The sequence below is a fragment of the Ensifer sesbaniae genome (assembly GCF_013283665.1).
Taxonomy (GTDB): domain Bacteria; phylum Pseudomonadota; class Alphaproteobacteria; order Rhizobiales; family Rhizobiaceae; genus Ensifer; species Ensifer sesbaniae.
Genome location: NZ_JABEKU010000001.1, coordinates 244,101 through 270,213, shown reverse-complemented (window position 1 = coordinate 270,213; position 26,113 = coordinate 244,101). Strand labels below are relative to the sequence as shown.

Below are 26,113 nucleotides of genomic sequence, written 5' to 3'. Positions count from 1 at the left end.
CTAGTTCTTGTCCATCGCGTCGAGGGTGGCGGCCAGGCGCTTGTCCTCGTTGAAGTAGCGGGCGCGCTCCCAGAAATGCGGCCGGCCGATACCGGTTGAGGTATGGCGGCCAATAATGCGTCCGTTGGCATCCTCGCCTTCGATCTCGTAGCGCATCAGGTCCTGCGTGATGATCACGTCGCCTTCCATGCCCACGACTTCGGTTATGTGGGTAATTCGGCGGGAGCCGTCGCGCAAACGCGACGCCTGGATGATCACGTCCACCGATCCGGCAATGATCTCGCGCACGGTCTTGGCTGGCAGGCTGTAACCGCCCAGGGCGATCATCGATTCCATGCGGCTCAAGCATTCACGTGGCGTGTTGGCATGGATCGTTCCCATCGAGCCGTCATGGCCGGTGTTCATCGCCTGAAGCAGATCGAAGACCTCGGGGCCACGCACTTCGCCGACGATGATGCGTTCCGGCCGCATGCGCAGGCAGTTCTTGATGAGATCGCGCATGGTGATCTCGCCTTCGCCTTCGATGTTCGGCGGGCGTGTTTCCAGGCGCACGACATGCGGCTGTTGCAGTTGCAGTTCCGCCGTATCCTCGCAGGTGATCACCCGCTCGTCGGCATCGATGTAGCGCGTGAGGCAGTTGAGAAGTGTCGTCTTGCCCGAGCCCGTACCGCCAGAGATGACAATGTTGCAGCGGACGCGACCGATGATCTGCAGCAGGGTGGCGCCTTCCGGCGTTACCGATCCGAAGCGGACGAGCTGCTCCAGCGTCAGCTTGTCCTTCTTGAACTTTCGGATCGTCAGGGCCGTGCCGTCGATCGCAAGCGGCGGGGCGATGACGTTGACGCGCGATCCGTCCGGCAGGCGGGCGTCGCAGATGGGGCTCGATTCGTCGACGCGGCGACCGACCTGGCCGACGATACGCTGGCAGATCGACAGGAGCTGGGCGTTGTCGCGGAAGCGGATTTCCGATTCCTGTACCTTGCCGCCGACTTCGATGAAGGTCTGCCCCGCGCCGTTGACCATGATGTCGGCTATGTCGTCGCGGGCAAGCAGCGGTTCGAGCGGGCCATATCCCAGCACGTCGTTACAGATATCGTCGAGCAGCTCTTCCTGCTCGGAGATCGACATCGCGAAATTCTTGATTGTGATGATGTCGTTGACGATGTCGCGAATTTCCTCGCGCGCGCTTTCTGTATCCAGCTTGGCGAGCTGCGACAGATCGATCGTGTCGATCAGCGCCGAAAATACCTGCGACTTCGTATCGTAATAATCTTCCGTTCGCGCGGTGCGACGACGGGCCGGCGACGCGGCGGCAGGCTGGATCTTCGGGATCGCGGAAGTCGGCTCGCCGAGAACCGGGACGGCGGGCCGTTCGATCGCCGCCGGTTGCGCAACAGCCACGGGCGGAGGAACGGCGGGACCCGGGGTACCGCTTTTGCCGAAGCCTTCGTTTCCGCGTTTGCCAAACATTTGCGTGATCCTACGTCCTGTCTATTTCCTACCGAGCGCGGCAAGCACCTTGCCAAGTCCGCCGCGCCGGGCCTTCTTCATCGTCACCCGGCCGGTCAAGAGATGTGCGAGCTGTGAGAACGTTTCGGCTGCCGGCGCCTTCTTGTCGATTTCCGCGATCATCCGCCCGCTGTTCGAAGCGTTGCCGAAGAGCGCCGCGTCAAAGGGGATAATGGCGACCGCTTCGGTTTCCAGCGAATCGCAGAACTCGCTCGCCGTAATCTCCGGACGCTTCGGCATCCCGACCTGGTTCAGAACCAGGTGGGGCGGCTTGTCATTTGGACGCAACTTCTTCATTGCATCGAGCAGGTTCTTGGTATTGCGAAGGCTGGCGAGATCGGGGGTCGCGGTGATCACCACTTCGTCGGCTTCCGCGAGCACGGCGCGGGTCCAGTCCGTCCACAGATGCGGAACATCTAGAACGGAAACGGGCGCGCTGCGCTGCAGGATCTCGAGGATCGGGTGGAACGCACCGGTCTCGAAATCATAGGCGCGGTCCAGCATGGAGGGGGCAGCCAGCAGCGACAGGTGGTCGGAGCATTTGGTCAGCAGCCGGTCAAGGAACACCTCGTCCAGGCGCTCCGGCGCAAACACCGCTTCGGCAATGCCCTGCGGCGGATCCTGGTCGAAATCGATGTTGGCCGTGCCATAGGGAAGGTCGAGATCGGCGAGAATGGTCTCGGTCGAGAAGAGGCTGGAGATGCCCCAGGCGCAATTGTGCGCGATCACCGACGAACCGCAGCCGCCCTTTGCACCGATGAAGGCGATGCTTCGGCCGAGCGGCTCGGCATCCGGGTCGACGAAGATCGCTGAAACGGCGGTGAGAATATCCGGCATGGACACCGGTGCGACCATGTATTCGGAAATGCCGTTGCGGATGAGTTCGCGATAGAGCCCGATATCGTTGTGCTTGCCGACGAGGATCACCTTGGTGCTCGGGTCGCAGACCTCCGCAAGCGGCGCGAGTTCCGCCAGAAGCGACCGCGGTTCGGTCGATGTCTCGAGGATGATGAGATTGGGAGTGGATACGGTCGCGAACATGTTTGCGGCCGCGTCGATGCTGCCGCTGTTGATGCGCAGGCTGACCTTCGTCATGCGCCGGTCCTGCCCGCAACGCTCCATCAGCCGCTGCATTGCATTGGTTTCGCAGAAGGCGTGGATCGAAATCCGCGGCAGCGGACGGACCTGCTCCAGATCGCCCGTACGCACCTGGTCGAAGAAGGGATCGTCCCCCTCGCCACCGGTCTCGATCTTATAGTCGATCGTGCTCATTTCCTCATCCCGCCGCTATCAGTTGAAGATGACGACCGGGCCGTCGCTCTTTTCGGTTCCACGCCAGTCCTTGATGACCTGACCGCGCTGTTCCGCATCGATCGGCGATGTCTGGCGCGGACCGAGCAAGTCTGTCGGGTTGGCGATCTGGGCGGCCAGGTTCGATTGCGAGGCGCAACCGAAATTGTAATAGTTCTTGTTTTCCATCGTGTTGAGGTTCAGGTCCTCCGGCCAGGTGCCGCAAGGCGCCGTCTGGGCGGTAATCGCAACGTAGCTCAAGCGGATCGGTGCCGCGTCGCCATAGGGTCCGGCGTCATAGCTCGTCTCGAGGAGGCGTTTGGCCGGGACCCCGGCGGCAACCAGAACGCTGCGGATCTCCCTGCGCATCGCCTGCGCAGCATGGCTGTTGGCCGCGCCGCGCGGCATCATGATCTGCACGACGCCGCTTGCCGAATTGTGATAGTCGGAAGCGAAACCGGCTATGACATCGCGCGTTCCCTGGGTCAGGCGGCGGTCGCCCGACGCGATCGGGATATCGATGGCGCGTTCGCCTTCGGCAAGCACGATCGGATGCCGCGTGCGATAGTCGTCCGGAATCGAGCCGGTGGCGAGATTGTCCTTCGTCCCGCAGCTCGCAAGGAAGATGCCGGCGATGGCCAGCATGGCCACGCGGCCCGTGCATCGCATGACGGCGCTGGATGTGCTCAGGGGCATGGCATTCGGCCTTTCAGGTGTCTTGTGGGAACCGGTTCGAAGCGTCATGACCGACCTATTTGTAGATGAAGCCGACATTGCCGTGATAGCGCCCCGCCGGAGCCGCGGCCTCCGGCCGCCCGTAGATGCGGTTCACACGGCCAAGGAAGTAGCTGTCGAGATCGTTGGCCGGATTGAAGTTGTCGTCAGGCCGGGAGATCGCGCTTCTTGCGACCGGGCGGACCAGATAGGGTGTCGCGATGATGACGAGCTCGGTCTCGTTGCGCACGAAATCCTTGCTGCGGAAGAGCGTTCCGAGGATCGGGATCTTCGCTGCCCCCGGCAGGCCCGACATCGCCTGGCGAATATTGTCCTGAACCAGGCCGGCAATCACGATCGAGCCGCCGGAAGGCAGTTCGACGCTGGTCGATGCCTCGCGCCTGCGGATGCCGAGAAAGGTATTGCCGGGAATGCTTGTCTTGCCGTTGCCGGTGACAGCAGATCCCTCATAGGTCGGCTCCGAGACGTTCGTCTCGATCTGAAGGCTGATGCGTCCAGGCCCAAGAACGACGGGCTTGAAGTTCAAGCGGATGCCATATTCAACATCGTTGACTTCGCGCGTGACCTTGTCTTCCCCGGTTTTCTCGTCCGTCGTGACTTCTTGGGTTCCGGGCAGGCGGAATTCACCGCCAACATAGAACTTTGCTTCCTGTCCGGAAATCGCCGTCAGACTCGGCTCGGCCAGCGTCCGCATCACGCCCGCCTGCTCCATCGCATTGATGTAGCTCGCGATCGTCGTTCCGCCGATGGTCCCTCTGATCAACGCATTCGCACCGACGCCAACCGCGTCGCCGAGGTTGGCCGGGTTGCGGAAACCGATGCCGCTCTCGCCATCGCCAATGCGGCCGTTGAAACCGAGCTGTTTCAAGACTTGACGGCTGACTTCGGCAACGGTGACCTTGAGGTTGACCTGGTCGTCGCCGTCGATCGTCAGGAGATTGACGATCTGCGAGACCTGCCGATCTTCGGCGAAGATATCGGCGTCACCATTGTTGCCCTGGGCGGTGATATTGCGCGTGGTCGCCTCACCGCCCTGGAGGAAGGCTTTGGCGAGATCGACGGCGCGGGTAGAATCGAGCGGCGTTCGCACCGTTCCGGTGAGCACGATGTTGTCCGAGATGATCTCGACATTGATATCGGCGTCCGGAATGAAGCGACGCAAATTCGACTGAAGGTTGGCGATATCGCGCTCGACTTCGATGTCGAGGCTGACGATCTCCTCGCCATTGGGGCCAAAGACGAAGATGTTGGTCTGGCCAACGGACTTGCCGAAGAGGTAGATACGCCGCGACGTACGGGTCACGGCATCGGCCAGCGAAGGATCTGCCACGAGAATATCGTGCGCGTCGGCGGGGAGGTCGACGACGACGGCCTTGTTCAGGCCGAGGCTGACCTTCTTCTTGACGCCAGGACCACTCTCAACGATCCGTACGACCGAGGAAGCGGCGGCGAGTGCCACCGACGGCGTCGGCAGGTACATGCCGGAAAACGCCAGGCAGAACGATAAACCGGCTGCGACAGACGCCCGAAATTTGTTTCCGCTCTGTTTCACCTTGTGCCCCGTTCTAACCTGGTTACTGCTGCGTCTGGCCGGCTGTGCCGTCGCTCTTGACGATGGACCCGGACTTGATGACCTGGATGCTCGGCTGGCCGTCACCGCTCAGCAGGTAATCTGCGGCGTCGGTGTCGGATTCCTGTGCGTCGGCGACGCTTCGGAGTGCCAATGAAATGCGCTCGGCCATTTGCTGCGCGACCGTCATTACCTTCGACTGGTCGGGCGTCAGCTCCAGGGTGGCCGTGGTACCGACGACGGCTTTCGTGCCGTCGTCCTTCTCCTCGACCTGCTGGTCGATTGCCAGGACACGCACATTGCTGAGCACGGTTTCGGTCAGATAGAGTTCGCCATCGCCCTTGCGGACCATGATGACGTCGACACGGTCATTCGGAAGGATGAAGCCGCCGGCACCGGTGGCGACGGTGATTTCCGTCGCGACGGCGCGTTTGCCAGCCGGCAACAGCGACGACATGATGCGGCTGGACGAATCTGCGACCTTTTCGTGGCGGACCGGCTCGCCGTTGAAGATCGGCAGGCGGACGACGGCCCCCGTGAGGTCGTCGATTGCCGATGGTTGATTTTCGTCGGTGATCAGGCCGTCAACCACACCGTCCTTCGGCCAGGCCATCCACTGGATGGAATCGCCGCCAAGGCGCGATCCGACGGGCAGGCTCTTGCTGGCAACCAGGACGTTGACGGTCGGCGCCCTCTCGATCAGGGGCTCGGCGGCCATCGGCGCAGGTGCGCGCGTCAGTTTCATCGCCAATAGACCAGCCATCGCGGCCGATAGCACGGCCACCGCCAGTATGATGATGCGAACCGGTTTCATGATCGTTTCCGAGCCCCAAAGAAATGCCAGGGTCAGATTGATCAGGAATTGGTGTAATTATGGTTAACGGATTACTTATGGGCGCGGTTAACGAAGGATGACGCCCTACACGCTCGTGTTAGGAAAGACGCGCAAAGGCCGCCTCCATAAGCGGCGAAGCCGGGTAGGCGGCAAAGCCACCGAGCGCGATCGCGACCCCGTAGGGAATTTTCTTGGCCGTCAGCAAGAGTTGCGGAACGGGAATGCCACTCGCAAGTATCGCATTTTCCTGCCGACGCAGCATGAGGATGGCAAGCGTCAGCAAGCCTCCGAAAATCGAGACATAGAGCAGAAAAGCGGTCAACGACGGCGTGATTCCAAACCAGATGGCGCTGGCGGTCAGGAGCTTGGCGTCACCGCCACCCATCACATTCGTGGCGAACAGGCAGAAGCACACGGCAAAGACAGCGAGGGCTGCGGCAAGATGCTGTCCGATCTCGCTGAAACCGAGCCCCGCGAATGGCGCGACGACGAAGAACGAGCCCAGTAGAATCGCCGAAACGCGATTGGGAATCGTCATGGTCAGCAGGTCCGAAAACGCTGCAAATCCCAGACAGAAGGGAAAGATCACGAAGATGGCGGCTTCAGTCATGTTCCTGTCTTCCGAACGTAGGCATGCAATCTTCAACCCGCCGCAAGGACCAGATAGCAATAGAGCCGCCTCTGCGGCGGCTCCATCGTCGATCCTTGCCGAAGCCGGATCGTCAGAGCTTACCGGCGGTGCTCGTCGAAATCTTCGATCCGAGGCCGTTGAACGTGGAGTCAAGCGCGTTGCCGAGCGTGCTCGCACCGGCAATCAACGCAACCGAGATGAGAGCTGCGATAAGGCCGTATTCGATGGCAGTCGCACCGGACTCGTCTCGTACCAAGCGGAAGACAATGGTCTTCATGGAACCCCCTTCGCCTTAAGCTATCAAGCCGACTAGAGCTTGCCGGCCGTGCTGCTCGAAAGCTTCGAGCCAAGGCTGTTGAACGTGGTATTGAGCGTACTGCCGAGCGAGGTTGCACCAGCGATCAGAGCAACGGAAATCAGGGCGGCGATCAGGCCGTATTCAATGGCAGTCGCGCCGGACTCGTCCTTCATCAGACGGGCAAAAATCTTCTTCATGATGATTCTCCTACTTCACATTTGTTGTTCAGCACTTCCGCCAACTGTTGCCGTTGATCGGATGGCCTCAAACTAGTCCTGGCGCATTGCCATCGACTTAAGGAAGGCGGTTACCGACAAGTTAACGAAGCGTCCCTGATTTTTGGGTAAACGAACAGAAAACGACGCAGCATCCGCAAAGCCCCGAAATGGCGGACTTAACGGTTCATTCACCAAGATGGGTGAGTGTAGGGTGAGCACCATCCCAAGGACCCGTCATGACCCTGCCTTTCGCGACCAGCCGAGCCGCCATCTTAGCATTCGCGATCGCCGCGCTCGCCCCAGCGGTTGCCGTCGCGACCGAAGGCGACATGATGCGCGTCTACATGGATCACGCGCGCGTGCTCAAGCTCGATCGCCCGGTCAGCAAGGTCATCATCGGTAATGCCGAAGTGGCGGACGCCACGGTTGCCGACGCCCGAACCATCGTCATCACCGGCCGCAATTTTGGCACCACCAATCTGGTCATCCTCGACCAGGACGGAAACGCCATTGTCGATGAGCGGATTCTGGTGTCGATCGACGAAGGAAACACCGTGCGTATCTACAAGCAGACGTCGCGCACCGTGCTCTCCTGTACGCCAAATTGCGAACGACACGCCGAACGTAAAACCACAGGTAGCACCAACTGAATTTTATGGGTTTTGACCCGCGATTCGTTAAAATGCACATGATCTGCAGGAACGAAATATCAACTGTTGCTCCATAATCTGCCGCCCGTCTGGCGTAACGTGATGGAACGGCACAATGAGCATCGAGCAGGCAATCGAGCGCCCGAGTGGGCCTGATATCAGGCGAAAAGGCATTCTGCGCCGCTTCGTCCGCAACCGCAAAGGCACGACGAGTATCGAGTTCGCCATCCTCGCTTTGCCCTTCTTTCTCGTGATTTTCGCCTCACTCGAAACCTTTGCCGCCTTCTACGGCGACCAGCTGCTGGCGAACGCAACGGAGACGATGGCACGCAAGGTCCGCACGGGCCAGATCACCTTCGAGCAGGGCAAGGTCACGGACATGACGCAGGCGCAGTTCCGTCAGGCCTTCTGCGATGAAATCGCGATCCTGATGAAATGCTCCGCCACCGAAGCAACTCAGCCCTCCCAGTTCTACCTGGATGTCCGGGCGGTTTCAGACCTCACCAATTTTCCTGTGCACATTCCACGCAAGGCGGGCTCGACAGATATTGATACGGGTGACTTCAAATTTGCCCCCGGCGGCCCGGGTACCTTCAACGTGGTGCGTGCCTACTACCGATGGAGCGTGATCACAGACCTCGTCAGGCCGTTCGTCACCAACTTGCGGCCCGCCGGCGCGAGCATGCCGAGGGATTATCTCATGGTGGCAACGGCCACGTTCCGAAACGAGAGCGAGTGAGGCATGCCATGAAGCAGGTTGCGGAGCAAAAGATCCGGCGTCTCCAGGCGGTTTACGGCGTGTTTCACGCGCTGCGGCGGGATAGGCGCGGCGTGGGAGCCGTTGAATTCGCGATTGTCGCACCCTTGCTGATCATGACCTATCTCGGCGCGTTCGAGCTTTCGGTCGGCTTTACGGTTGCAGGCAAGACCGCACGCGCCGCAAGCGCCGTCGCCGACGTCGTCGCACAACAGTCGGAAGTCAATAAAGCCTTCCTCACCAACGTGTCGAATGTCGCAAAGAGCATTCTCGAACCCTACGGGAACGTGAACTACACGCTGAAGATCACCGGCATCGAGGTCTCGGGCACCAACGAGGGAACCGTCATTTGGTCGCGCGATCAGGCCGGCGGGGTTCCCTACACCGTGAATTCGAAGGTCACCCTGCCCGGCCAATTCACGGCCAACAAGTCCTTCGTCATTCGGACGGAGCTCACCGTTCCGCATGAGTTGATGCTCTACGCTCCGAGCCTTCAGGCCACGTCCAAAACGATAGACCTCTCCAAGACGGCCTACTTCCACTCGCGCCTGGCTCAATCGATAAAATGCACTGACTGCTGATCGGGCACTGATCCGGCGCAATTGCATTGCGTCGTGTGCAGCGTTATCCCTTCGGGATTGCGCGGCGTGCCTTTAGGTGTCGTCGCGCCCTTCCAGAAGCTATCGGAGCGCGATGCCAGCGCTTCCGCTGTCAGGTGCATCATGGCGCGTGCATTTCTTTTCGTTCTCGATTCCTTCGGCATAGGCGGCGCGCCGGATGCCGAGGCCTATGGTGACCTCGGCGCCAACACGCTCGGACATATCGCCGAGTTCTGCGCCGTCGGCGCTGCCGACCGGTCCGGTCTGCGCGAAGGCCCGCTCAGCCTGCCGAACATGTCCGCCCTTGGCCTCGTACATGCGGCAAAGCTTGCCAATGGCACCATTCCTCGGGGCATGCCGGTGCCCAACCGCGTCTACGGCGCCTTTGGTGCCGCGAGCGAGGTTTCACGCGGCAAGGACACGCCTTCCGGGCACTGGGAAATCGCCGGCACGCCGGTCATGTTCGACTGGGGTTACTTTTCGGCCGAAGGCGACGCCTTTCCGGCCGAACTCGTCGAAGCCATCTGTCGCGAAGGCAACGTTCCCGGCATCCTCGGCAATTGCCATGCTTCCGGCACCGACATCATCGCCCGCCACGGCGAGGAGCATATGCGCAGCGGCAAGCCGATCTGCTACACCTCTTCGGACTCGGTCTTCCAGATCGCTGCGCATGAGCAGAGCTTCGGGCTCGACCGCCTGCTCGAGCTTTGCCAGACCGTCCGGCGTCTACTCGACGACTACAATATCGGCCGGGTGATTGCGCGCCCCTTCGTCGGCACGAGCCCGCAGACCTTCACCCGCACCGGCAACCGGCGCGATTATTCTGTTCTGCCGCCGGAGCCCACGGTCCTCGACCGGTTGACGGAAGCCGGGCGCACGGTTCACGCGATCGGCAAGATCGGCGACATCTTCGCGCATCAGGGCGTGACCAAGCTGACAAAGGCCGACGGCAACATGGCGCTCTTCGACGCGAGCCTCGCGGCCATCGATGAGGCCGAGGACGGCAGCCTGGTGTTCACCAATTTCGTCGATTTCGACATGCTCTACGGCCATCGCCGCGATGTCGCCGGCTATGCAGCCGCGCTCGAGGCGTTCGATGCGCGCCTGCCGGATCTCGACCGCCGCCTGCAACCGACCGATATCGTCATCCTGACCGCCGATCACGGCTGCGACCCGACCTGGCGCGGCACCGACCACACGCGCGAGCGGGTGCCAGTGCTGATGTTCGGACCGTCGCTGCGCAGCCGCTCCCTCGGCGTTGCCAACACCTTCGCGCATATTGGCGAGAGCGTCGCCAAACATCTCGGCATCGCGCCGGGCCATCATGGGAGAAGCCTCATTTGACCGCACATCTGAAGAAGGCGGAACTGCATTGCCACATCGAAGGCGCAACACCGCCCGAGCTGGCGCTCGCCCAGGCCGAAAAATACGGCATCGACGCCCGCGCAATCATCCGCGACAAGGCCTATGTCTGGGAAGACTTCACCAGCTTCGTGAAGTGCTACGACGCCATCGCCTCGCTGTTCCGGACCGAGGAAGACTATGCGCTGCTCGCCGAAGCCTATCTGACCGAGCTTGCCGAAGCGGGCACGATCTATAGCGAGATCATCGTTTCGCCCGACCACGGCAACACGATCGGCCTGGGCGCCCATGCCTATCTCGAAGGCCTCGCTGCCGGCATGGAAGCCGCCCGGCAGAAGACCGGTATCGAATCGCGCATGCTGATAACAGGCATTCGCCACCTAGGCCCGGAGTCGGTCATCAAGACAGCCGAATTCGCGGCCAGGCGCGAACATGCGCTCGTCACCGGCTTCAATCTGGCCGGCGAAGAACGCATGCACAAGGTTGGCGATTTCGCCCGCGCCTTCGATATCGTGCGTGACGCGGGTCTCGGGCTGACGATCCATGCAGGCGAGCTCTCCGGCGCCTTCAGCGTTCGCGACGCACTCGAGCACGTACGCCCGTCACGCATCAGCCACGGTGTCCGGGCGATCGAGGACATGGAGCTCGTGCGGCGCCTTGCCGACGCCGGCGTGGTGCTCGAAGTCTGTCCCGGTTCCAACATCTCGCTGCAGGTCTTTCCGGACTTCGCCTCGCATCCGCTGCGGGCGCTTCACGAAGCCGGCGTGCGCGTGACGCTCAACTCGGACGATCCGCCATTCTTCCATACGTCGCTCGCGCAGGAGTACGACATCGCCTCTGCGGTCATGGGCTTTTCCGACGAGGAGATCAACGGCATGACCCGCACGGCAATCGAGGCTGCCTTCGTGGACGAGCCGACACGTCAGCGGCTGTTCGCGCGGATCTAGGGCGAATCGACATTCACTGGAGCCAACTCATTGCGGCGACGAGATAGAGGAAGCCTTGGAAGTGAATGGTTCTACGGTCGTAGCGCGTGGCGAAGCGACGAAAGTGCTTCATCCGATTGAAGCATCGCTCGATGCGGTTGCGATGTTTGTAGACGAGTTCGTCGTGGGGGATGATGACCTTGCGCGAGCGGTTTGACGGGATTACCGCCACGGCTCCCATGTCGGCGATCGTCTCACGCAAGGCATGGCTGTCATAGGCTTTGTCAGCCAGAACGGCATCGCCGCTCTGGCCATCCAGAAGAGCCGGCGCTTGCGTGATGTCGCCAACTTGGCCAGCCGTCACAATGAAACGTAGCGGCCGACCAAGCGTGTCGGCCAACATGTGGATCTTGGTGGTCAGTCCGCCTCGGGAACGCCCCAGCGCCTGATCCTTGGCCCCCCTCATATGATGATTTGAAGGTCAAGAGGGTGGCGTCACCATATTTGCAGGCCTTTTGTCGTCGACGGTATCCAGCTGCGCCCTTCCCAGTACTGGCAGGCCATGCCTCACCTGTACCACCTCATATCCGGTCGCCGCTCAAGACGGCTGCACCATAATCCCGCATTCGGGGGTGGGCTCAGGAGAACGGAACCATTCTTTTAGGCGGCGATAGAAGCCATGGGGGGCCTCGGTCCGTTCACCTGGATCCGTCAGGGCTGCTCAAGCCCCGAGGATTGGGTTGCTTTAAAAGATGGGCTCAGGCCTTGGTCATCACGGCTCCCTCGATCACGACGCCGCTGGTCGCATACTTCCACAAGGCCACGAGCAGTTTGCGTGCGAGCGCGACGATCGCAACCTTCTTGCCACGTCCGCCACTGTGGCTGATCCGTTCATAGAACCAGCGCGTCAGGGCCGAGCCCGGCTGGTGGCGCAGCCAGAGCCAGGCCAGTTGGATCATCATCGTCCGCAGCCTCGGATTGCCCGCCTTCGAGACACCTTGCTCGCGATCGATCGAGCCGCTTCGCCACGGCGAAGGCGCGAGCCCTGCATAGGCTGCAATCTGGCGCCGGTTGTCGAACTGGCGGAACAGCCCCTCGCAAGTCAGGACGTTCGCAACCTCCGCGCCAATGCCCTTGATCGCCTTGAGTATCGCCTGCGGCCCGGTACCATCCACCTTGGCACACTGGGCATCGCGCTCGGTCTCGACAGCTTTGATCTGCTCGTTCACCAATTCGAACCGATCGAGCTCACGACTGAGCTGCGCCTTGAGATGGGCAGGCAATGACCGGCCATCCCCCGTCCGTAGTTCATCCAAGCGTTCGCGCCGGTCGCGACGCGTAGGCTCATAACCGCGGACGCCAACGCTGAAGAGCAGTCCTTTGATCCGGTTGATGTGCCTTTTGCGCTCCTCGATCAGCGCTTTGCGCTCTCGCCCGATCCTGCGCCGATCTTCGTCGTCAACCGCCGGGACGCGGACCATCGAACAAACCCGCGGTTCGCCCCGCATCCACGCCATCAGCGTGCGAACCAACGTCTCTCCGTCTATGCGGTCGGTCTTCGCCCGGCGGTGCCGGCGCGACACCGCAATCGAGGCCGCATCCACGACATGGCTCGAGATCCAGTCTTCCGCCTCAAGCGCACGGTGGATCCAGAAACCATCGAGCCCCGCCTCCTGGATGACTATCACGGGATAGAGCCGGCCCTCGCGCGCCGCTGCCTTCTCGCGCAAGAGGTTCAAGCATGCCAGCAATGCCGGTAGGTCACCGCCGGGTACCGAATGACGCGACATCTTCTCGCTGCCAGGCGATAGCGACGTCACCAGCCAGATCGACTTCGACAGTTCCAATGAAACGAAAACTGCGCCAAGATCAACCCGGATAGCGGCAGGTGGCGAAGCTGGTTCTGCTGTCATGGCAAGTCCCTTCAGAGTGGTTGGTAGCAAACCGACTCTGATCTCTCACAGGCCGCTGTCCACCGCTCATCATGGAATCTTTTCCGGATGCCGCCTGCTGATGGGCACGAACGATGGTGCTGTCGATCATTAGATACTGGTTGTCACGGTCAGCCGTCAGCGTCTCGAACACCCGCTCCCATATGCCGGCATGACACCAGCGGCTAAAGCGCTTATGCACCGTCTTCCATTTGCCATAACGCTCCGGCAGATCGCGCCAATGGGCGCCGGAACGCAGCACCCAAAGACAGCCATTGATAAACAAGCGGTTGTCCGAGCCGGTGCGCCCGGGATCACCAGCCTTACCAGGCAACAAAGATGCAATCCTGACCCACTGAGCATCGCTCAGTTCATACCGCTTCGCCGCCATGCAAAAGACCCTCGTTCAACACGGTCTCCTATGAATCAGCGATCAACTGATTTGGGAAGCCTGAATGTCGATTGGACCTAGTGTCCTGATCGATAAATTTGTGCGATCATTTTCCCTGTTTGAGAAGGGGATGATCGATGGGCAAAGCGGCGGTTGCGATTGTCTTGACGGGTGAGGAGCGCGGTGAACTGGAGACATTGGTTCGCCGCCGCGGCACGGCGCAGGGCCTGGCGCGGCGGGCCCAGATCGTGCTGATGGCCGCGGACGGCGTTGAGAACAAGGAGATTGCCACGCGGCTTGGCACGATGCCGAACACGGTGGCCAAATGGCGACGGCGTTTCGCCGAGCAGCGGCTCGATGGGCTTTACGACGAGCCGCGTCCCGGCGCGCCGCGCCAGATCGGCGACGAAGAGATCGCCGAGACGATCCGGTTGACGCTGGAGACGACACCGCCGGACGCCACCCACTGGAGCCTGCGTTCGATGGCACGGGCGGTCGGACATGCGCCCTCGACGATCCATCGCATCTGGACGGCCTTCGGGCTGCAGCCGCATCGCGCCGAAAGTTTCAAGCTGTCTTCGGATGCGCTATTCGTCGAGAAGGTGCGCGACATTGTCGGCCTTTATCTCAACCCGCCCGAGCGGGCGCTGGTGCTCTGCGTCGATGAGAAGAGCCAGATCCAGGCACTCGATCGCAGCCAGCCGGTGTTGCCGATGCGGCCCGGCCAGATCGAGCGGCGCAGCCACGACTACACCCGGCATGGAACACTTTCGCTCTTCGCCGCGCTCGACGCTGCCACCGGCAAGATCATCGGTCGCTGCTTCAAGCGTCACCGCGCGCAGGAATTCCTGAGATTCCTGCGCGAAATCGAAGCCAACGTGCCGCCAGACCTTGATATCCACATCGTCATGGACAACTACGCCACCCACAAGACCAGCGCCATCCGCAGCTTCTTTCTCAAGCGGCCCCGCTGGCACATTCATTTCACCCCGACGGCGGCGTCATGGCTCAACCAGGTCGAGCGCTTCTTTGCCAACCTGACCGAAAAGCAAATCCGGCGCGGCGTGCACCGCTCCACCGCTGAATTGGAGGCGGCAATCACCGCCTATATCGACGCCGTCAACACCGATCCCAAACCGTTCCGATGGACCAAATCGGCAGACGATATCCTCGCCACCATCAAACGCTTTTGCCTGGCAACCCTGCAAATCGCCGATGTGCAAAACAAATCGGCAGAAACTTCTGAATCAGGACACTAGAAGCGGGTGCGCAGAAAGTTCAATTGGGCGTTCAGCCAATACCCGGCGCGTCTGGTCGCGGAGTGAATTTCATGCCCAAGCTCCTGGGTGTAGCGGCCTTCACACAGGGTCGTGTCCGCCACCCACAATCCGCCAGCGAAAATTGCCATCAGCAGAAAACCGCGCATGGTGGCGCAGTATGAACATTTGATATTTCTAAAATACTAACAAGGCATCGCTCTGCCGGCGCCGCGGCCGCCGCGCTCATGGCCCGATGCTGATCTCGTCGCTCAGCGTTACCTTCTCGAAGTCATTGATCAGAATATCGACCCGCAGTTGCCAGAGACCCGGCAAGGGGATGGCCATGCGGTCGACGCCCCAATCCGCTTCGCCACGCCGTACCGCTATGCGCTTGAACGGCTCGATACCGGAATCGAGCTTGGAAAGGATGAGCGTCACCTCCTTGGCAGCAAGCGGTTCACTTTCACCCGTGAGAACGTTGATCGATACGTCGACCTCACCCATCCGCCCCGGCAAGACCTCAATGAGGACCATCGCCTTGTCCGTGTGGATATGAAGGCTTGCGGCTTGGGCCGCCAAGGCGGGAAGGGCGCGCGGCGGCGGCGTAAAGCGCCAGCAAGACACGGCGCCGAAAATCAGGAAAACGACAAGCGTCTCCGCAGCGATCGAGCGGACCAGATGCTTCGCTGATGTCCGACCTCCAGCAACGACCGGCTCCGTCAGTCGCCAGCGATTTGCGATCGCCAGGAGAAACAATCCGACCAGCAATGCCATCTTGACCATAAAGACCTGACCATAGGCGGTTTCCAACAGCGCTTGCGGTTTTTCGACCTGCACGATGGTCAAGACGACACCCGCCCCAACGAGCCCGACAAGCACATAAGGGATGAATGTTGAGAACCGACGCAGCGCCCGAAGTGCCATCGGGTCGCCGCGCCGCAACGCCATGCCCAGGGGAGCCAGTGCTCCGACCCAGAGACCTATTGCAGCGACGTGCAGGAAGACGGCCGGGCGCATCAGCCATTGCGGCTCTGCCGTAGAAGCGTGGCCGCTCAGCGACAAGGCGGCCGATGACACGATCAGGGCCGCGAGGGATGACACCCGGGCAAACCGCCCCTTGCCGCTAAGCGCCATGGCGGCCACGCCAAAGGCAACGAGCGCCGCCATCCCTGTCCGCCCGAAGCTCGTTGCCATCGCCGTGGACCAAACGGCCGGCTCGACAAAGTGCGTCAGGGGCACTCCCAGCGCATCGAGCCCCTGAAAGCCCACGGCGGCAAGCGCGCCAAGGAACCCTGTGCCAAGCGCGACCGCAACGATGTTGCGCCCTGGGCGGGTGCTGCAGGGCAGCCAGCAGAGCGAAAACACGCCGCCAACGCCGATGAACAGGCCCACATAAAGTGCGAGTTTCGATAACAGGATGCCGGCGCGTACGGCCCAGTCGATCCTATCTCCCATCGCGGGCGGTGCGGCGCTCGTCGCGCCGAGCGAAAAGACGACCGATCCACCGATCGGATGGCCATCGGCGGAGGTCACACGCCAGCTGAGTACATGCGTGCCTCGCCCAAGGTCAGTTGGTGCTGCGATCGCGACGGTTCGATCTTTGAGCTCGAACCTCTCCAGGGGGAGCACCGTCCCATCCGGCCTGATGAGCTTCAAATGCAATGGCGATACCGGTTCGCTGAACGTCAACACGTAGACGGACGGCGCGGTGTCGGCGACCGTGCCGTCCGCCGGCTCGCTTGAATTGAGCGCCGCATGGGCGAACGCCACGCCAGCCTGCAGGAAGAGCCCGCACAGCGCGATTGCCATCAGCCTCGCCAGGCGGGAGAAGCTCCTTGGTACGAGCGCCATGCGTGCTCTCCGGTTAGCTAACCTTCTTGGGCCAAGTCGATCCGGTCAGTGCCCGCTTTTCTTTTCGAGCAGCCTGATGCCGGGTGCCGGAGATTCGAGATCGTCGCTCGACTTGCCTTCTGCCGGGACCTCGATCCAGCGCTCGGTCGCGCCATCTGGGCACTCCTGCACCAGCGGCACATAGAGCGTCTTGCCGACCGGCAGGCTTTCGGTCAGAAAAGCCCGGAAGACGAACTCCTCATACTCGTCGTCGGCCAGGCTGCCGCCCTTCCAGACGATCTCCTTCACGCCCTCCTTCATCGGCGTGCCGAAGTAGTCGTAGGACTTCGCGTAGGCTCCCTTGATCTTCTCCAGCGTCCAGCCTGGTTTCGGCATCGGCTTTGCCGCAATCATTCCTTCCGGGATCTGGACCCGCAGAGCGAGCGTCGGCTTGCCCTCGCAGCCGTGCGGGACCCGGATGACCGCCTTGTAGGACGCGCCGACATGCGCCTCCGTCACTTCGAGCGTGGAGTGGGCGAAGGCCGTCGTGGCGCTTATCCCGAGGAAGGCGGCGGTGATGATCAGTTTCGACAGCATGTGCTATTCCTTTGAGATGATTGGCTTAGTCGGAGTTGGACGTTTCATAGGAGGACGCGGGAATACCTCCCGCGGGTCTCCGGGTTGGATGCGGTGGTCCGGAAAAGGTTGCCGAGATTTTCATCGGTGGTGCCCGGCGATCGCGCACAGGATTGATGTGCGCAGTGCCCGTCAGCTCAATGCCGACCCGCAGTCAGCGTTGGACCCCGCGAAAGGAGTGATCGTTGCGGTGGTGGCGGCCGCATGCCGGCGAACGAAAGGCCCACGTCAGACAGAGGACGGCCGAACGCAATCGATCAGGCGAACAACCGTGGAGGCGCGCGAGGATAGCCGGGCCGGTGTTTGCCGGTCGACACCGGGCTTGCTGCGGGCCACACCTGGTGCACCGCAGACGCGGCTTGAAGGGCAACACCCCCGCCGGCAGGGGGCGCAGCCGCCAGGAACGGCGAGGACACGCAGCATCCGAGAAGGCAGCAATCGGCGGCGGTCCGATGATCGGAGTCTTGATTGCCGTTGCTGGCGTGATCCCTGCTTACGCAGAGCGCATTGCCGAAAGCGTCGATTTGCGAGAAGGCAGGCATCGAACTCGCGGCAAATGCGCCGACGATCGATTGCAGCACGAACAGGCAGGCAGCGACAAACGCCAGTCGCCAACCGTTGCGTCGCCTCACCACAATCAAACTCCTTCTGCGTTGTCTTTCGGAAGTGTCCAGAGCCACCGCATAGCTATCGGTTACGCACGCCCCCGTCCTTGCTCCACAGCAACTATGAAGCCACCAGGAAACCGGAAAGCTGAGCGGACCCCCATTCTCCGACTTCGCAAGCAAAATCAGGTCGGAAGGGCGCCGGCCGGTCGATCAGCGGGTGACGGCTCGCAAAGAGCGTCGAACCGGCTGATCATCGGCCAGGCTATGGGCTGCCCCTCGAGGCGCGGATCGCTCCCGCAGCCAGAGGCTACGACAGGTTTCCACCTTAAGCGGTTTCACGCTCGGCCACGCAGAACGATGCAAACGCCTGAAGATAGGCTTGTACCTTCCAGCGGTTCTCAGGTGTTTCGACGGCCCGCGACACGTCAGCCGGCTCCATTTTCATCAGGTGGAGCCGGAGAAAGATGTCCGTCGTGAAACGGTCGCTGACGGTCGCAAGAACCGTGCGCAGACTGGCCAGCATGTCGTCTCCCCGATGGGAGGCGTGCAGCAGGGCAATCGGCTTGCTGATGATTTCCTCTCCGGATACGAGCCAGTCGATCGCATTCTTGAGGCCGCCGGGAATGGAGCGCACGTATTCCGGGCTTGCAATGATCAGGCCGTCACTCTTTGCGATGGCGTCTATAAAGTCTCGCACCGTCCGCGGCAGAGGCAGGCTCTCGAGGTCCGGCGAAAAGACCGGCAATTCTCCCAGGCGATCGAAGACTGAAATATCGATGCTCGCCGGCGCAATCGAACGGACGGCACGCAGCATGGCCGTATTGGTGGAATTGATCCGGGCGCTGCCTGATATCGCGAGAATCTTCATGGGGAGAAGAGTGGTCGATTGGACATGGTTGTCAACGCATGCGGCCTACCCCATCGGCTGAGCTCCTGAACGGGGCGGCGCCGACAGACGACAAACGCATTAGATGAGTATTGTGAGATAGTTTAACTTCTAATACGCATCGAACGATAGGTGAACGTCGCAGGTACGAAAGCGGTCGCCTAACCCATTCGTATTAGGTATCCCCGGGAGCGATCGGATGCGCGCCAGAAACGATCTGGCTCAGCCCCGTCTGCGCGCAACGCCGTTACAGCCGGGGGCATCCGGCGCCAGGCAAACAATGGCAGCTCGCAAAATGGAAACGGCGCAACCATGGAGCGCACCGCATCTTGGCGGCGTAATCAAACTTTCATTTTTCCATCATGCAGATTGGCAAGGACTGTCACACTCAGCTGTTAGCAAGCGCCCGGCTTCATTCGTGCCACCGATCCTGGTGTCCGCCAATCTGCAAGGAGCGTTTTGCAAATGAGAGTCTCCGTCACTACGTCCGTATTCATCGGCCTGATGGCAAGCGTCGCGTTGGGCGCGCCGGCGGCAGCCGCCGAAAAGACCAAATTCGAATTCTGGTACGGCCTTTCGGGCGATCTTGGCGAACGTGTCCAGGATGCCTGCAAGAAGTTCAACGACAGCCAATCCGAGTTCGAGATCGTCTGCACCTCGCAAAACGGTTACGACACGACGCTGCAAAACACGATTGCCGCCTACCGCGCCAAGAAGCAGCCGGCGATCACCCAGATCTATGATGCCGGCACGCTCGACATGATGCTCTCCGGCGCATTCGTGCCCGCCAAGAAGCTGATGGCCGACAATGGCTACACGATCGACTGGAACAATTATTTCGGCGGCATCGCCAACTATTATGCAACGGCAAAGGGCGAGCTGAATTCCTTCCCGTTCAACTCCTCGACAGCCATGTTCTATTACAACGCCGACGCCTTCCAGAAGGCTGGCATCGACTTCAAGCCGGACACCTGGGAGCAGGTCGAAGAAGCGGCGCGCAAGCTGAAGGCAGCCGGCTACGAATGCCCGCTCGCATTCAACTTCGACACATGGGCGCTGATGGAGCAGTTCTCGGCGATCCACAACCAGCCGATTGCGACCAAGGCGAACGGCTATGAGGGACTGGACGCCGAGCTCGTCGTCAACAAGACCAAGTTCGTCGACCACGTGAAGTTCTTCAAGAAGATGGCCGACGAGAAGCTCTTCGTGGTCAAGACCAAGCAGCTCGGCATGGACATCGTCCCCGCCTTCACGTCCCAGACCTGCCAGATGATCCAGACCTCGATCGCCGACCATGGCACGATCGGCAAGACCCTTCCCGAGGGTGTGAAGTGGGAAGTCGCCATGTTGCCCGTATGGAAGGGCACCGAACGCCAGAACTCGCTCGTCGGCGGCGCATCGCTCTGGGTGCTCGCCGGTCGTCCGGAAGCGGAATACAAGGGTGCTGCCGCCTTCCTCAACTATCTTGCCACGCCGGAAATGGCCGAATGGTGGTCGACGGTGACGGGCTACATCCCGGTCACCAAGACCGGCTTCGACGCCATGAAGGCCAATGGCTTCTACGACAAGGCACCGTACAAGGGGCGTGAACTCGCCATCCAGAGCCTGTCCTTCACCCCGACTTCGGAAAACACCCGCGGCATTCGCCTCGGCGGCTTCACGCAGATCCGCAAGGAATTCGCGACCGCCCTCGAAGCGATCTTCATGCAGAACGCAGACGTGCAGGCCGAGCTCGACAAGACGGTTGAACGCGGCAACGCCGTTCTGCGTCGCTTCGAGAAGACCTACGCCGGACAGACGCTGAACTAAAAATCTGATCCGTCCGGAGCCTGCCGCAGCATCGGCAGGCTCCGATTTCTATTCTTGCGCATCGGAAATTCGACATGGACAAGCGTGCGGCCTTTCGCAGCTGGTGGCTGCCCAGCCTATTCGCCCTGCCGCAGATCATTCTGATCCTGCTCTTCTTCTATTGGCCGGCAGTCGCCGTGCTGCGATGGGCCTTCACGCTGGAGCCGCCATTCGGGGGCGCTGCGGAATTCGTCGGTTTCACCAACTTCCAGGAGGTGTTCGCCGATCCGCTCTACTGGAACTCCGTCGGCATCAGCCTGGCATTCGCCCTTTGCGGCACACTTGCCACCATTTTCATCGGCCTCGTTCTTGCCCTTGCGGTCGACCGGCAATTACCGGGCTCCGCCCCGTTCCGGTTCCTCTACATTCTGCCCTACGCGATCGCCGGACCTGCGGCCGGCATGGCCTTCCGTTTCATCCTGTCGCCGGAGCGCGGGCTGATGGCGTCGGCCAACGCCGCCTTTCCCGACTTCTGGAACCCGGCCAAGTACGGCAGTCACGCCCTGATCCTCGTCATCATCGTCTTCGCCTGGAAATGGGCGGGCTATACCTTCATCTTCCTTCTCGCCGGCCTGCAATCGGTTCCGCGCTCGCTCATCGAGGCTGCCGCGATGGACGGCTGCGGCCCGATCCGCCGCGCGGTCGATATCCAGATACCGCTGCTCGCGCCAACGCTCTTCTTCCTGCTGGTCATCATGATGACCGAAGGTTTCGTCGGTGCCGATACCTACGGCATCGTCGCCCGCACGACCGATGGCGGCCCGAACCACGGCACGGACGTGATGGTCTATCGCATCGTCGAGGAGGCGTTTCGCGGCTTGAACTACTCCGGCGCGTCGGCCCAGAGCCTCGTGCTCATCGGCCTCATCATGATCTTCACCTTCATTCAGTTCCGCTTCATCGAGCGCCAGGTCCATTACAAGTGAGGCTCCCATGATCCAGCGGACCCCTTTCGCCAACGCGCTGACCTACGGTGTCATGATCTTCGGCTTCCTGCTGCTGATCGGCCCGTTCATCGTCATCCTGGCGGGCGCCAGCCAGACATTCCAGCAGGTCAACGCCATACCCTTCAGCTTCGTGCCGCAGGATCGCCTGTTCGAGAACATGGGCGCCGCCTGGTCGCGCGCCAACCTCGGAACGGCGATGCTGAACAGCTTCGTGATGGCGAGCCTCGTCACGGTCGGCAAGGTGGCGCTGTCGGCGCTGACGGCCTTTGCCATCGTATTCTTCCGGACGCCGCTGAAAGGCTTCTTCTTCTGGATGGTGTTCATCACCCTGATGCTGCCGCTCGAGGTGCGTGTTGTGCCGACCTATGCGGTCGCCGCCGATCTGTTCCAGCCGGTTCGACTTCTGATTTCCACCGTCACCGGCCTCGAGGTCTCGGTCGACTGGAACCTTCTCAATTCCTATGCCGGCCTTACACTGCCGCTGATCGCGACCGCGACCGGGACCTTCCTCTATCGCCAGTTCTACCTGACCCTGCCCGACGAACTGGCAGAAGCCGCGCGCATGGACGGGTCGGGCGCGATCCGCTTCTTCATCGATATGCTCTTGCCGCTTTCGCGCACCAACATGCTGGCGCTGACGACGATCATGTTCGTCTATGGATGGAACCAGTATCTCTGGCCTCTCCTGATGGTGACGGACCCCCAATACAAGACCACGATGATGTCGCTGGTTGCGCTCCTTCCGGCCGACAATGGCACTCCGGACTGGAACGTGACGCTGGCCGGATCGCTGATCATCATGCTGCCCCCGCTCATCGTCGTTGCCGTCCTGCAGCGGTGGTTCGTGCGCGGCCTCGTGGCCACGGAAAAATGACCCCGCTTTCCCCAAACAGAACAGACAGAGAGGTCCGCGCTCATGGCTGACATCACAATTCGCGCCGTGCGTAAATCCTACGGAAAGAACCCCACCCTGCATGGCATCGACCTCGCCTTCGCATCGGGAGAATTCGTCGTGATCCTCGGCCCTTCCGGCTGCGGAAAATCAACGCTTCTGCGGATGATCGCAGGGCTGGAGGAGATCACTTCCGGTGAGATCGCGATCAACGGGAAGGTCGTGAACAGGCTCGAGCCGCGCGAACGCGGCTGCGCCATGGTGTTCCAGAACTACGCCCTCTATCCGCACATGACCGTTGCAGGAAACATCGGCTACGCTCTGAAGGTGGCAGGCGTCCCGAAGGCGGAGCGCCTGCGCCGGATCGAGGAAACGGCGAAGATCGTCGGGCTTTCCGATTATCTCGATCGCAAGCCGGCGGCGCTTTCCGGTGGTCAGCGGCAGCGCGTCGCCATGGCGCGCGCGATCATTCGCGAACCAAACGTCTTTCTTTTCGACGAACCGCTGTCCAACCTGGACGCCAAGCTGCGCGTCACCATGCGGGCGGAGATCCGCAAGCTGCATCAGCGTCTCTCGGCAACCTCCATCTTCGTCACCCACGATCAGGTGGAAGCAATGACGCTGGCGGACAAGCTGGTCGTAATGAACAAGGGTGTGGTCGAACAGGTGGGCCAGCCGCTCGATATCTACCACCGTCCGGCAAGCATCTTCGTCGCATCCTTCATCGGTTCGCCGGCGATGAACCTGTTCGACGCCGCTGTCGACGTCGACAATGCCTGTCTCACATTCGGCGGCACGAAGATGCCGATCGACAGAGGCCTTGCGACGCGACTGGGCGCAAGGCAGATCACGGTCGGCATCCGCCCGGAACAATGTGCCGTTGCGCCTGAGGGCGTGTCGCTAAAGGTGGATTTCATCGAGGAGCTCGGCTCCGGCCGCGTCATCCACTCGGAACTGAACGGCTACCCCTTCGCCGCGAGCGTCGACGAGCATACGCGCGTGCGGCCCGGCGATCGGATCACCCTGGAACTGCCACTGGCGCACCTTCATCTCTTCGACCGGGAGACCGGCCGACGGATCGAGATCGATCTGGCGCCGCGCGCCATCCGCAGTTCCGCCAGTCAACCGACACTCCAAGCAGTCTGATCACAAATCAATACATCAGGAGACACCGTGATGAACGACATCATTTCCGCCGTAGGATTCTGCAACCGGACGGGCAAGGGCGATCTTTCGAGCCTTGATGCCTCCTTGCGTGAAGTTGCCGAGACGGGCGCCGACGCCTGCGAGATCGGAATCTACGGCGAAGAAATCGTCAGTGGCGGCCGCATCATCGAAGACCGTGTCCAGCGCGTCGCCGAGATCACCAAAAAGTACACCTTCAACAAGCTTTCGCTGCACGGCCAGATCGTATCCAACTTCATGGATCGCCAGCACCATCATCTGCAGAAGAAGGTCGTAAGGGCGATGCTCGAACTGTGCGACCGGCTCGGCGCGGGGATCCTCGTGCATCATTCCGGCGCAGCACAGCTTGTTCCCGGAGAGAACGCCGCGGATCTCGACAGGATGGAACGCGACGCCCTTGCAGAGATGGCGGAGATCGCAAAGGGATACGGCGTCCGCATCGCGCTCGAGAACATCTTCACGACGGAAAGCGGCCAGTACCGGCAAACCCCGAGCCAGGTCGCAGAAACGGTGCGGGCGATCGGCTCCAGCAACGTCGTCGCGCTCATCGACTTCTCGCATGCCTATATCGAGGCCACGCATCGTGGGTTGGATTTCCGTGACGAGCTGCGGGCCATGGCCCCGGTGACGGGTCACCTGCATGTGCACGACAGTTTCGGCCTGCCCTATTCCATGAACCGCTTCTATCATCCGGCCGAGGCGACGGCACTCGGCATCGGCGACCTGCATCTGCCGATCGGCTGGGGCGACATTGCCTGGGACGACATCTTTTCCGAGCTGACCTTCCTTCCGGATACGACGCTGATCATGGAAATCGGCGCCGAGCGCTTTGCCGATCAGCAACCGGCCTGCCTCGAGCGCGCAAGGCGCCTTGCCGCAGCGGTTGGACAGCGTTCCGCCGCATGATGTTTCCGGTTGCTCCATCGCAGACGCGGTGGAGCAACCCGGATCGCATCCAGCTCAAGGCGTGCATTTCGGCGACGCCTTGCGATAGGACGGTCAATATGGGATGCGGCCAAAGCCGCCCACTTCGTCGGAGTCGATCGAAGCCGGCGTGCCCATGGCCGTTTCGGCATCGATGACGAAGCCCTCCAATCGCACAGCCTCGGCCGCACGTACGAGGTGATCGGTCATGGACGCCGTCGAGTGGGGTTGACGACGTGTATGCGAATCATCGAGTGGCCTTTTCGGCCGTGGGGTTCACTTGTGCCTGCTCGAAGGGCAATAGCTCCTCCGGCTTCTTGAGCTCGAACTGTCGATCTGAGGTGATGTAGTTGTCGGCATGCAGCCGAGCGATCGGCTGATAGGTCTCGGGATTCGCATAACGCCCCTGCGCATCAAGGCACCGGTCCTGGATATGCATGTGCACCACTCTGCCGATGACCAGCACGCGTTTGTGATAATCGAGGATCTGCTCGACCCTGCATTCGAAGCTGCAGGGACTTTCGGCAATGCGGGCGGCGTCGATCTGGTCGCACGCTATCGGCGTCAGGCGGGCGAAATCGAGCTCATCGACTTCTGAGGCGAAATTGACGCCACAGACGATCATCGCGTCGGCGAGCGCCATGTCGACCATGTTGACGACGAATTCGCCGGTTCGGCGGATGTTCGCGACGGTGTCCTTCTCGTCGCCATTGCCTCGGTTCTGGATGCCGAGCACGACCAATGGCGGTTCGTGGGAGAACACGTTGAAGAAGCTCATGGGCGCTGCATTGTTGTGTCCGGCTGACGATCGCGTACCAACAAGCGCGATGGGGCGCGGGCCGATGAAGTTGGTCAGCAGCCGATAGCGATCGGGAGGCGGAAGCGTGGTGAAATCTATATTCATGTCCGGATCTCCTGCTTGCTGGTTCAAGAATTCATCGCGGCAGCGCGGAAACAGCGCGCACCCCACCGTCGGCCACATTGGGGAACGACGCCGGCGCACGGCAAAGCGCGGCCAGGAGCATTGATCGCTCGAGCGCGCAGACACGGCCAGCATCGGCATACATCTTTCGGCAGGAACGATAGGTTCTCAGGAAAGCATCGCCGGCCCTCCGGCCGGCAACGGGTACGTTGCGCATGCTGCCCTCCCCCGACAGTGCCAATCGCCGATACAGAGCTATATTGCATCCATTACACTGTCAATATCGTATCCCATTGCTATATCAAATTAGCGCAAAACGGCGAACGATATGGCCATCACCTGCAGGAAAACAAACCGCCACCCTAAAAACGGTCAGAACTATATAGAAAGAAATCAGGCCATTACCGAATCAAGCAATAGCAGGAGACGCGTGGAGTGGGAAACGTGCCCGCTCCCGTGAGCCGAAACACTGGC

26 protein-coding genes and 1 pseudogene are annotated in these 26,113 nt (G+C 61.2%); 11 read left to right on the top strand and 16 right to left on the bottom strand.

From position 1 onward, the window contains the following. The 8 genes from BHMPCIPO_RS01235 to BHMPCIPO_RS01200 form a co-directional block, all read right to left on the bottom strand. A complete protein-coding gene (locus BHMPCIPO_RS01235; protein ID WP_173515079.1) occupies nt 1–1,470 on the bottom strand; it encodes a TadA family conjugal transfer-associated ATPase in 1,470 nt (489 codons plus the stop codon). A 21-nt stretch (nt 1,471–1,491) separates the two neighbouring features. Next, complete coding sequence (locus BHMPCIPO_RS01230) at nt 1,492–2,781, bottom strand: CpaE/TadZ family protein (RefSeq protein ID WP_173515078.1); 1,290 nt, start codon at nt 2,779–2,781, stop codon at nt 1,492–1,494. An 18-nt stretch (nt 2,782–2,799) separates the two neighbouring features. Continuing rightward, complete coding sequence (locus BHMPCIPO_RS01225; protein WP_173515077.1) at nt 2,800–3,495, bottom strand: CpaD family pilus assembly protein; 696 nt, start codon at nt 3,493–3,495, stop codon at nt 2,800–2,802. Between the two features lie 55 nt (nt 3,496–3,550). Further along, entirely contained in the window at nt 3,551–5,014 is a 1,464-nt protein-coding gene (locus BHMPCIPO_RS01220) for a type II and III secretion system protein family protein (RefSeq protein ID WP_210266389.1), read from the bottom strand. Between the two features lie 94 nt (nt 5,015–5,108). Beyond that, a complete protein-coding gene (cpaB, locus tag BHMPCIPO_RS01215; protein WP_173515075.1) occupies nt 5,109–5,918 on the bottom strand; it encodes a Flp pilus assembly protein CpaB in 810 nt (269 codons plus the stop codon). Between the two features lie 118 nt (nt 5,919–6,036). Then, a complete protein-coding gene (locus tag BHMPCIPO_RS01210; protein WP_173515074.1) occupies nt 6,037–6,549 on the bottom strand; it encodes an A24 family peptidase in 513 nt (170 codons plus the stop codon). A gap of 112 nt (nt 6,550–6,661) precedes the next feature. Next, nucleotides 6,662–6,847, bottom strand: coding sequence for a Flp family type IVb pilin (locus BHMPCIPO_RS01205; RefSeq protein ID WP_173515073.1), 186 nt, complete (start codon nt 6,845–6,847; stop codon nt 6,662–6,664). Between the two features lie 32 nt (nt 6,848–6,879). Next, on the bottom strand, nt 6,880–7,065 hold the full coding sequence (locus BHMPCIPO_RS01200) for a Flp family type IVb pilin (protein ID WP_173515072.1): 186 nt from the start codon (nt 7,063–7,065) through the stop codon (nt 6,880–6,882). 257 nt (nt 7,066–7,322) lie between these two features. On the opposite strand from BHMPCIPO_RS01200, the gene BHMPCIPO_RS01195 reads away from it, so the two are divergent. From BHMPCIPO_RS01195 to BHMPCIPO_RS01175, 5 genes are all read left to right on the top strand, one after another. Beyond that, nucleotides 7,323–7,736, top strand: a complete 414-nt coding sequence (locus BHMPCIPO_RS01195; protein WP_173515071.1) for a pilus assembly protein N-terminal domain-containing protein — start codon at nt 7,323–7,325, stop codon at nt 7,734–7,736. Between the two features lie 115 nt (nt 7,737–7,851). Beyond that, on the top strand, nt 7,852–8,475 hold the full coding sequence (locus BHMPCIPO_RS01190; protein WP_173515070.1) for a TadE/TadG family type IV pilus assembly protein: 624 nt from the start codon (nt 7,852–7,854) through the stop codon (nt 8,473–8,475). 8 nt (nt 8,476–8,483) lie between these two features. After that, nucleotides 8,484–9,074, top strand: a complete 591-nt coding sequence (locus tag BHMPCIPO_RS01185) for a TadE/TadG family type IV pilus assembly protein (protein WP_173515069.1) — start codon at nt 8,484–8,486, stop codon at nt 9,072–9,074. A 141-nt stretch (nt 9,075–9,215) separates the two neighbouring features. Then, complete coding sequence (locus BHMPCIPO_RS01180; RefSeq protein ID WP_173515068.1) at nt 9,216–10,436, top strand: phosphopentomutase; 1,221 nt, start codon at nt 9,216–9,218, stop codon at nt 10,434–10,436. Further along, on the top strand, nt 10,433–11,401 hold the full coding sequence (locus BHMPCIPO_RS01175) for an adenosine deaminase (protein ID WP_173515067.1): 969 nt from the start codon (nt 10,433–10,435) through the stop codon (nt 11,399–11,401). The genes BHMPCIPO_RS01180 and BHMPCIPO_RS01175 overlap by 4 nt, the downstream gene beginning before the upstream one ends. Nucleotides 11,402–11,414: 13 nt before the next feature. Here the strand turns inward: BHMPCIPO_RS01175 and BHMPCIPO_RS01170 are convergent, their stop codons facing one another. The 3 genes and pseudogenes from BHMPCIPO_RS01170 to BHMPCIPO_RS01160 form a co-directional block, all read right to left on the bottom strand. Beyond that, nucleotides 11,415–11,846 carry an IS5 family transposase gene (locus BHMPCIPO_RS01170; RefSeq protein WP_173515066.1) on the bottom strand — a complete coding sequence of 144 codons (432 nt, stop codon included), beginning with the start codon at nt 11,844–11,846 and terminating at the stop codon, nt 11,415–11,417. Nucleotides 11,847–12,138: 292 nt separating this feature from the next. Continuing rightward, nucleotides 12,139–13,293 carry an IS110 family RNA-guided transposase gene (locus BHMPCIPO_RS01165; protein ID WP_173515065.1) on the bottom strand — a complete coding sequence of 385 codons (1,155 nt, stop codon included), beginning with the start codon at nt 13,291–13,293 and terminating at the stop codon, nt 12,139–12,141. A gap of 79 nt (nt 13,294–13,372) precedes the next feature. Beyond that, nucleotides 13,373–13,702, bottom strand: a pseudogene (locus BHMPCIPO_RS01160) (IS5 family transposase); the annotation flags it as partial. Between the two features lie 137 nt (nt 13,703–13,839). On the opposite strand from BHMPCIPO_RS01160, the gene BHMPCIPO_RS01155 reads away from it, so the two are divergent. Beyond that, nucleotides 13,840–14,961, top strand: a complete 1,122-nt coding sequence (locus BHMPCIPO_RS01155) for an IS630 family transposase (RefSeq protein ID WP_173515064.1) — start codon at nt 13,840–13,842, stop codon at nt 14,959–14,961. A 243-nt stretch (nt 14,962–15,204) separates the two neighbouring features. On the opposite strand, the gene BHMPCIPO_RS01150 is transcribed toward BHMPCIPO_RS01155, so the two are convergent. From BHMPCIPO_RS01150 to BHMPCIPO_RS01140, 3 genes are all read right to left on the bottom strand, one after another. Next, nucleotides 15,205–16,812, bottom strand: coding sequence for a copper resistance CopC/CopD family protein (locus tag BHMPCIPO_RS01150; protein WP_173515063.1), 1,608 nt, complete (start codon nt 16,810–16,812; stop codon nt 15,205–15,207). 45 nt (nt 16,813–16,857) lie between these two features. Then, entirely contained in the window at nt 16,858–17,388 is a 531-nt protein-coding gene (locus BHMPCIPO_RS01145; protein WP_173515062.1) for a YcnI family copper-binding membrane protein, read from the bottom strand. Nucleotides 17,389–18,360: 972 nt separating this feature from the next. Next, nucleotides 18,361–18,903 carry an NADPH-dependent FMN reductase gene (locus tag BHMPCIPO_RS01140; protein WP_173515061.1) on the bottom strand — a complete coding sequence of 181 codons (543 nt, stop codon included), beginning with the start codon at nt 18,901–18,903 and terminating at the stop codon, nt 18,361–18,363. A gap of 483 nt (nt 18,904–19,386) precedes the next feature. Between BHMPCIPO_RS01140 and BHMPCIPO_RS01135 the strand changes: the two genes are divergently transcribed. From BHMPCIPO_RS01135 to BHMPCIPO_RS01115, 5 genes are all read left to right on the top strand, one after another. Then, nucleotides 19,387–20,730: an extracellular solute-binding protein gene (locus BHMPCIPO_RS01135; RefSeq protein WP_173515060.1), complete on the top strand. Its 1,344-nt coding sequence runs from the start codon at nt 19,387–19,389 to the stop codon at nt 20,728–20,730. Nucleotides 20,731–20,804: 74 nt separating this feature from the next. After that, entirely contained in the window at nt 20,805–21,695 is an 891-nt protein-coding gene (locus BHMPCIPO_RS01130) for a carbohydrate ABC transporter permease (protein ID WP_173515059.1), read from the top strand. A gap of 7 nt (nt 21,696–21,702) precedes the next feature. Beyond that, nucleotides 21,703–22,590 (top strand): ABC transporter permease subunit, encoded by an 888-nt coding sequence (locus tag BHMPCIPO_RS01125; RefSeq protein ID WP_173515058.1) that lies wholly within the window; start codon nt 21,703–21,705, stop codon nt 22,588–22,590. A gap of 42 nt (nt 22,591–22,632) precedes the next feature. Then, a complete protein-coding gene (locus tag BHMPCIPO_RS01120) occupies nt 22,633–23,754 on the top strand; it encodes a sn-glycerol-3-phosphate import ATP-binding protein UgpC (protein WP_173515057.1) in 1,122 nt (373 codons plus the stop codon). 30 nt (nt 23,755–23,784) lie between these two features. Further along, on the top strand, nt 23,785–24,699 hold the full coding sequence (locus BHMPCIPO_RS01115) for a TIM barrel protein (RefSeq protein ID WP_173515056.1): 915 nt from the start codon (nt 23,785–23,787) through the stop codon (nt 24,697–24,699). Between the two features lie 93 nt (nt 24,700–24,792). On the opposite strand, the gene BHMPCIPO_RS33420 is transcribed toward BHMPCIPO_RS01115, so the two are convergent. Next, nucleotides 24,793–24,927, bottom strand: coding sequence for a hypothetical protein (locus BHMPCIPO_RS33420; RefSeq protein ID WP_282439001.1), 135 nt, complete (start codon nt 24,925–24,927; stop codon nt 24,793–24,795). 37 nt (nt 24,928–24,964) lie between these two features. Then, nucleotides 24,965–25,621, bottom strand: coding sequence for a flavin reductase family protein (locus BHMPCIPO_RS01110; protein WP_173518048.1), 657 nt, complete (start codon nt 25,619–25,621; stop codon nt 24,965–24,967). Between the last annotated feature and the right edge of the window lie 492 nt (nt 25,622–26,113).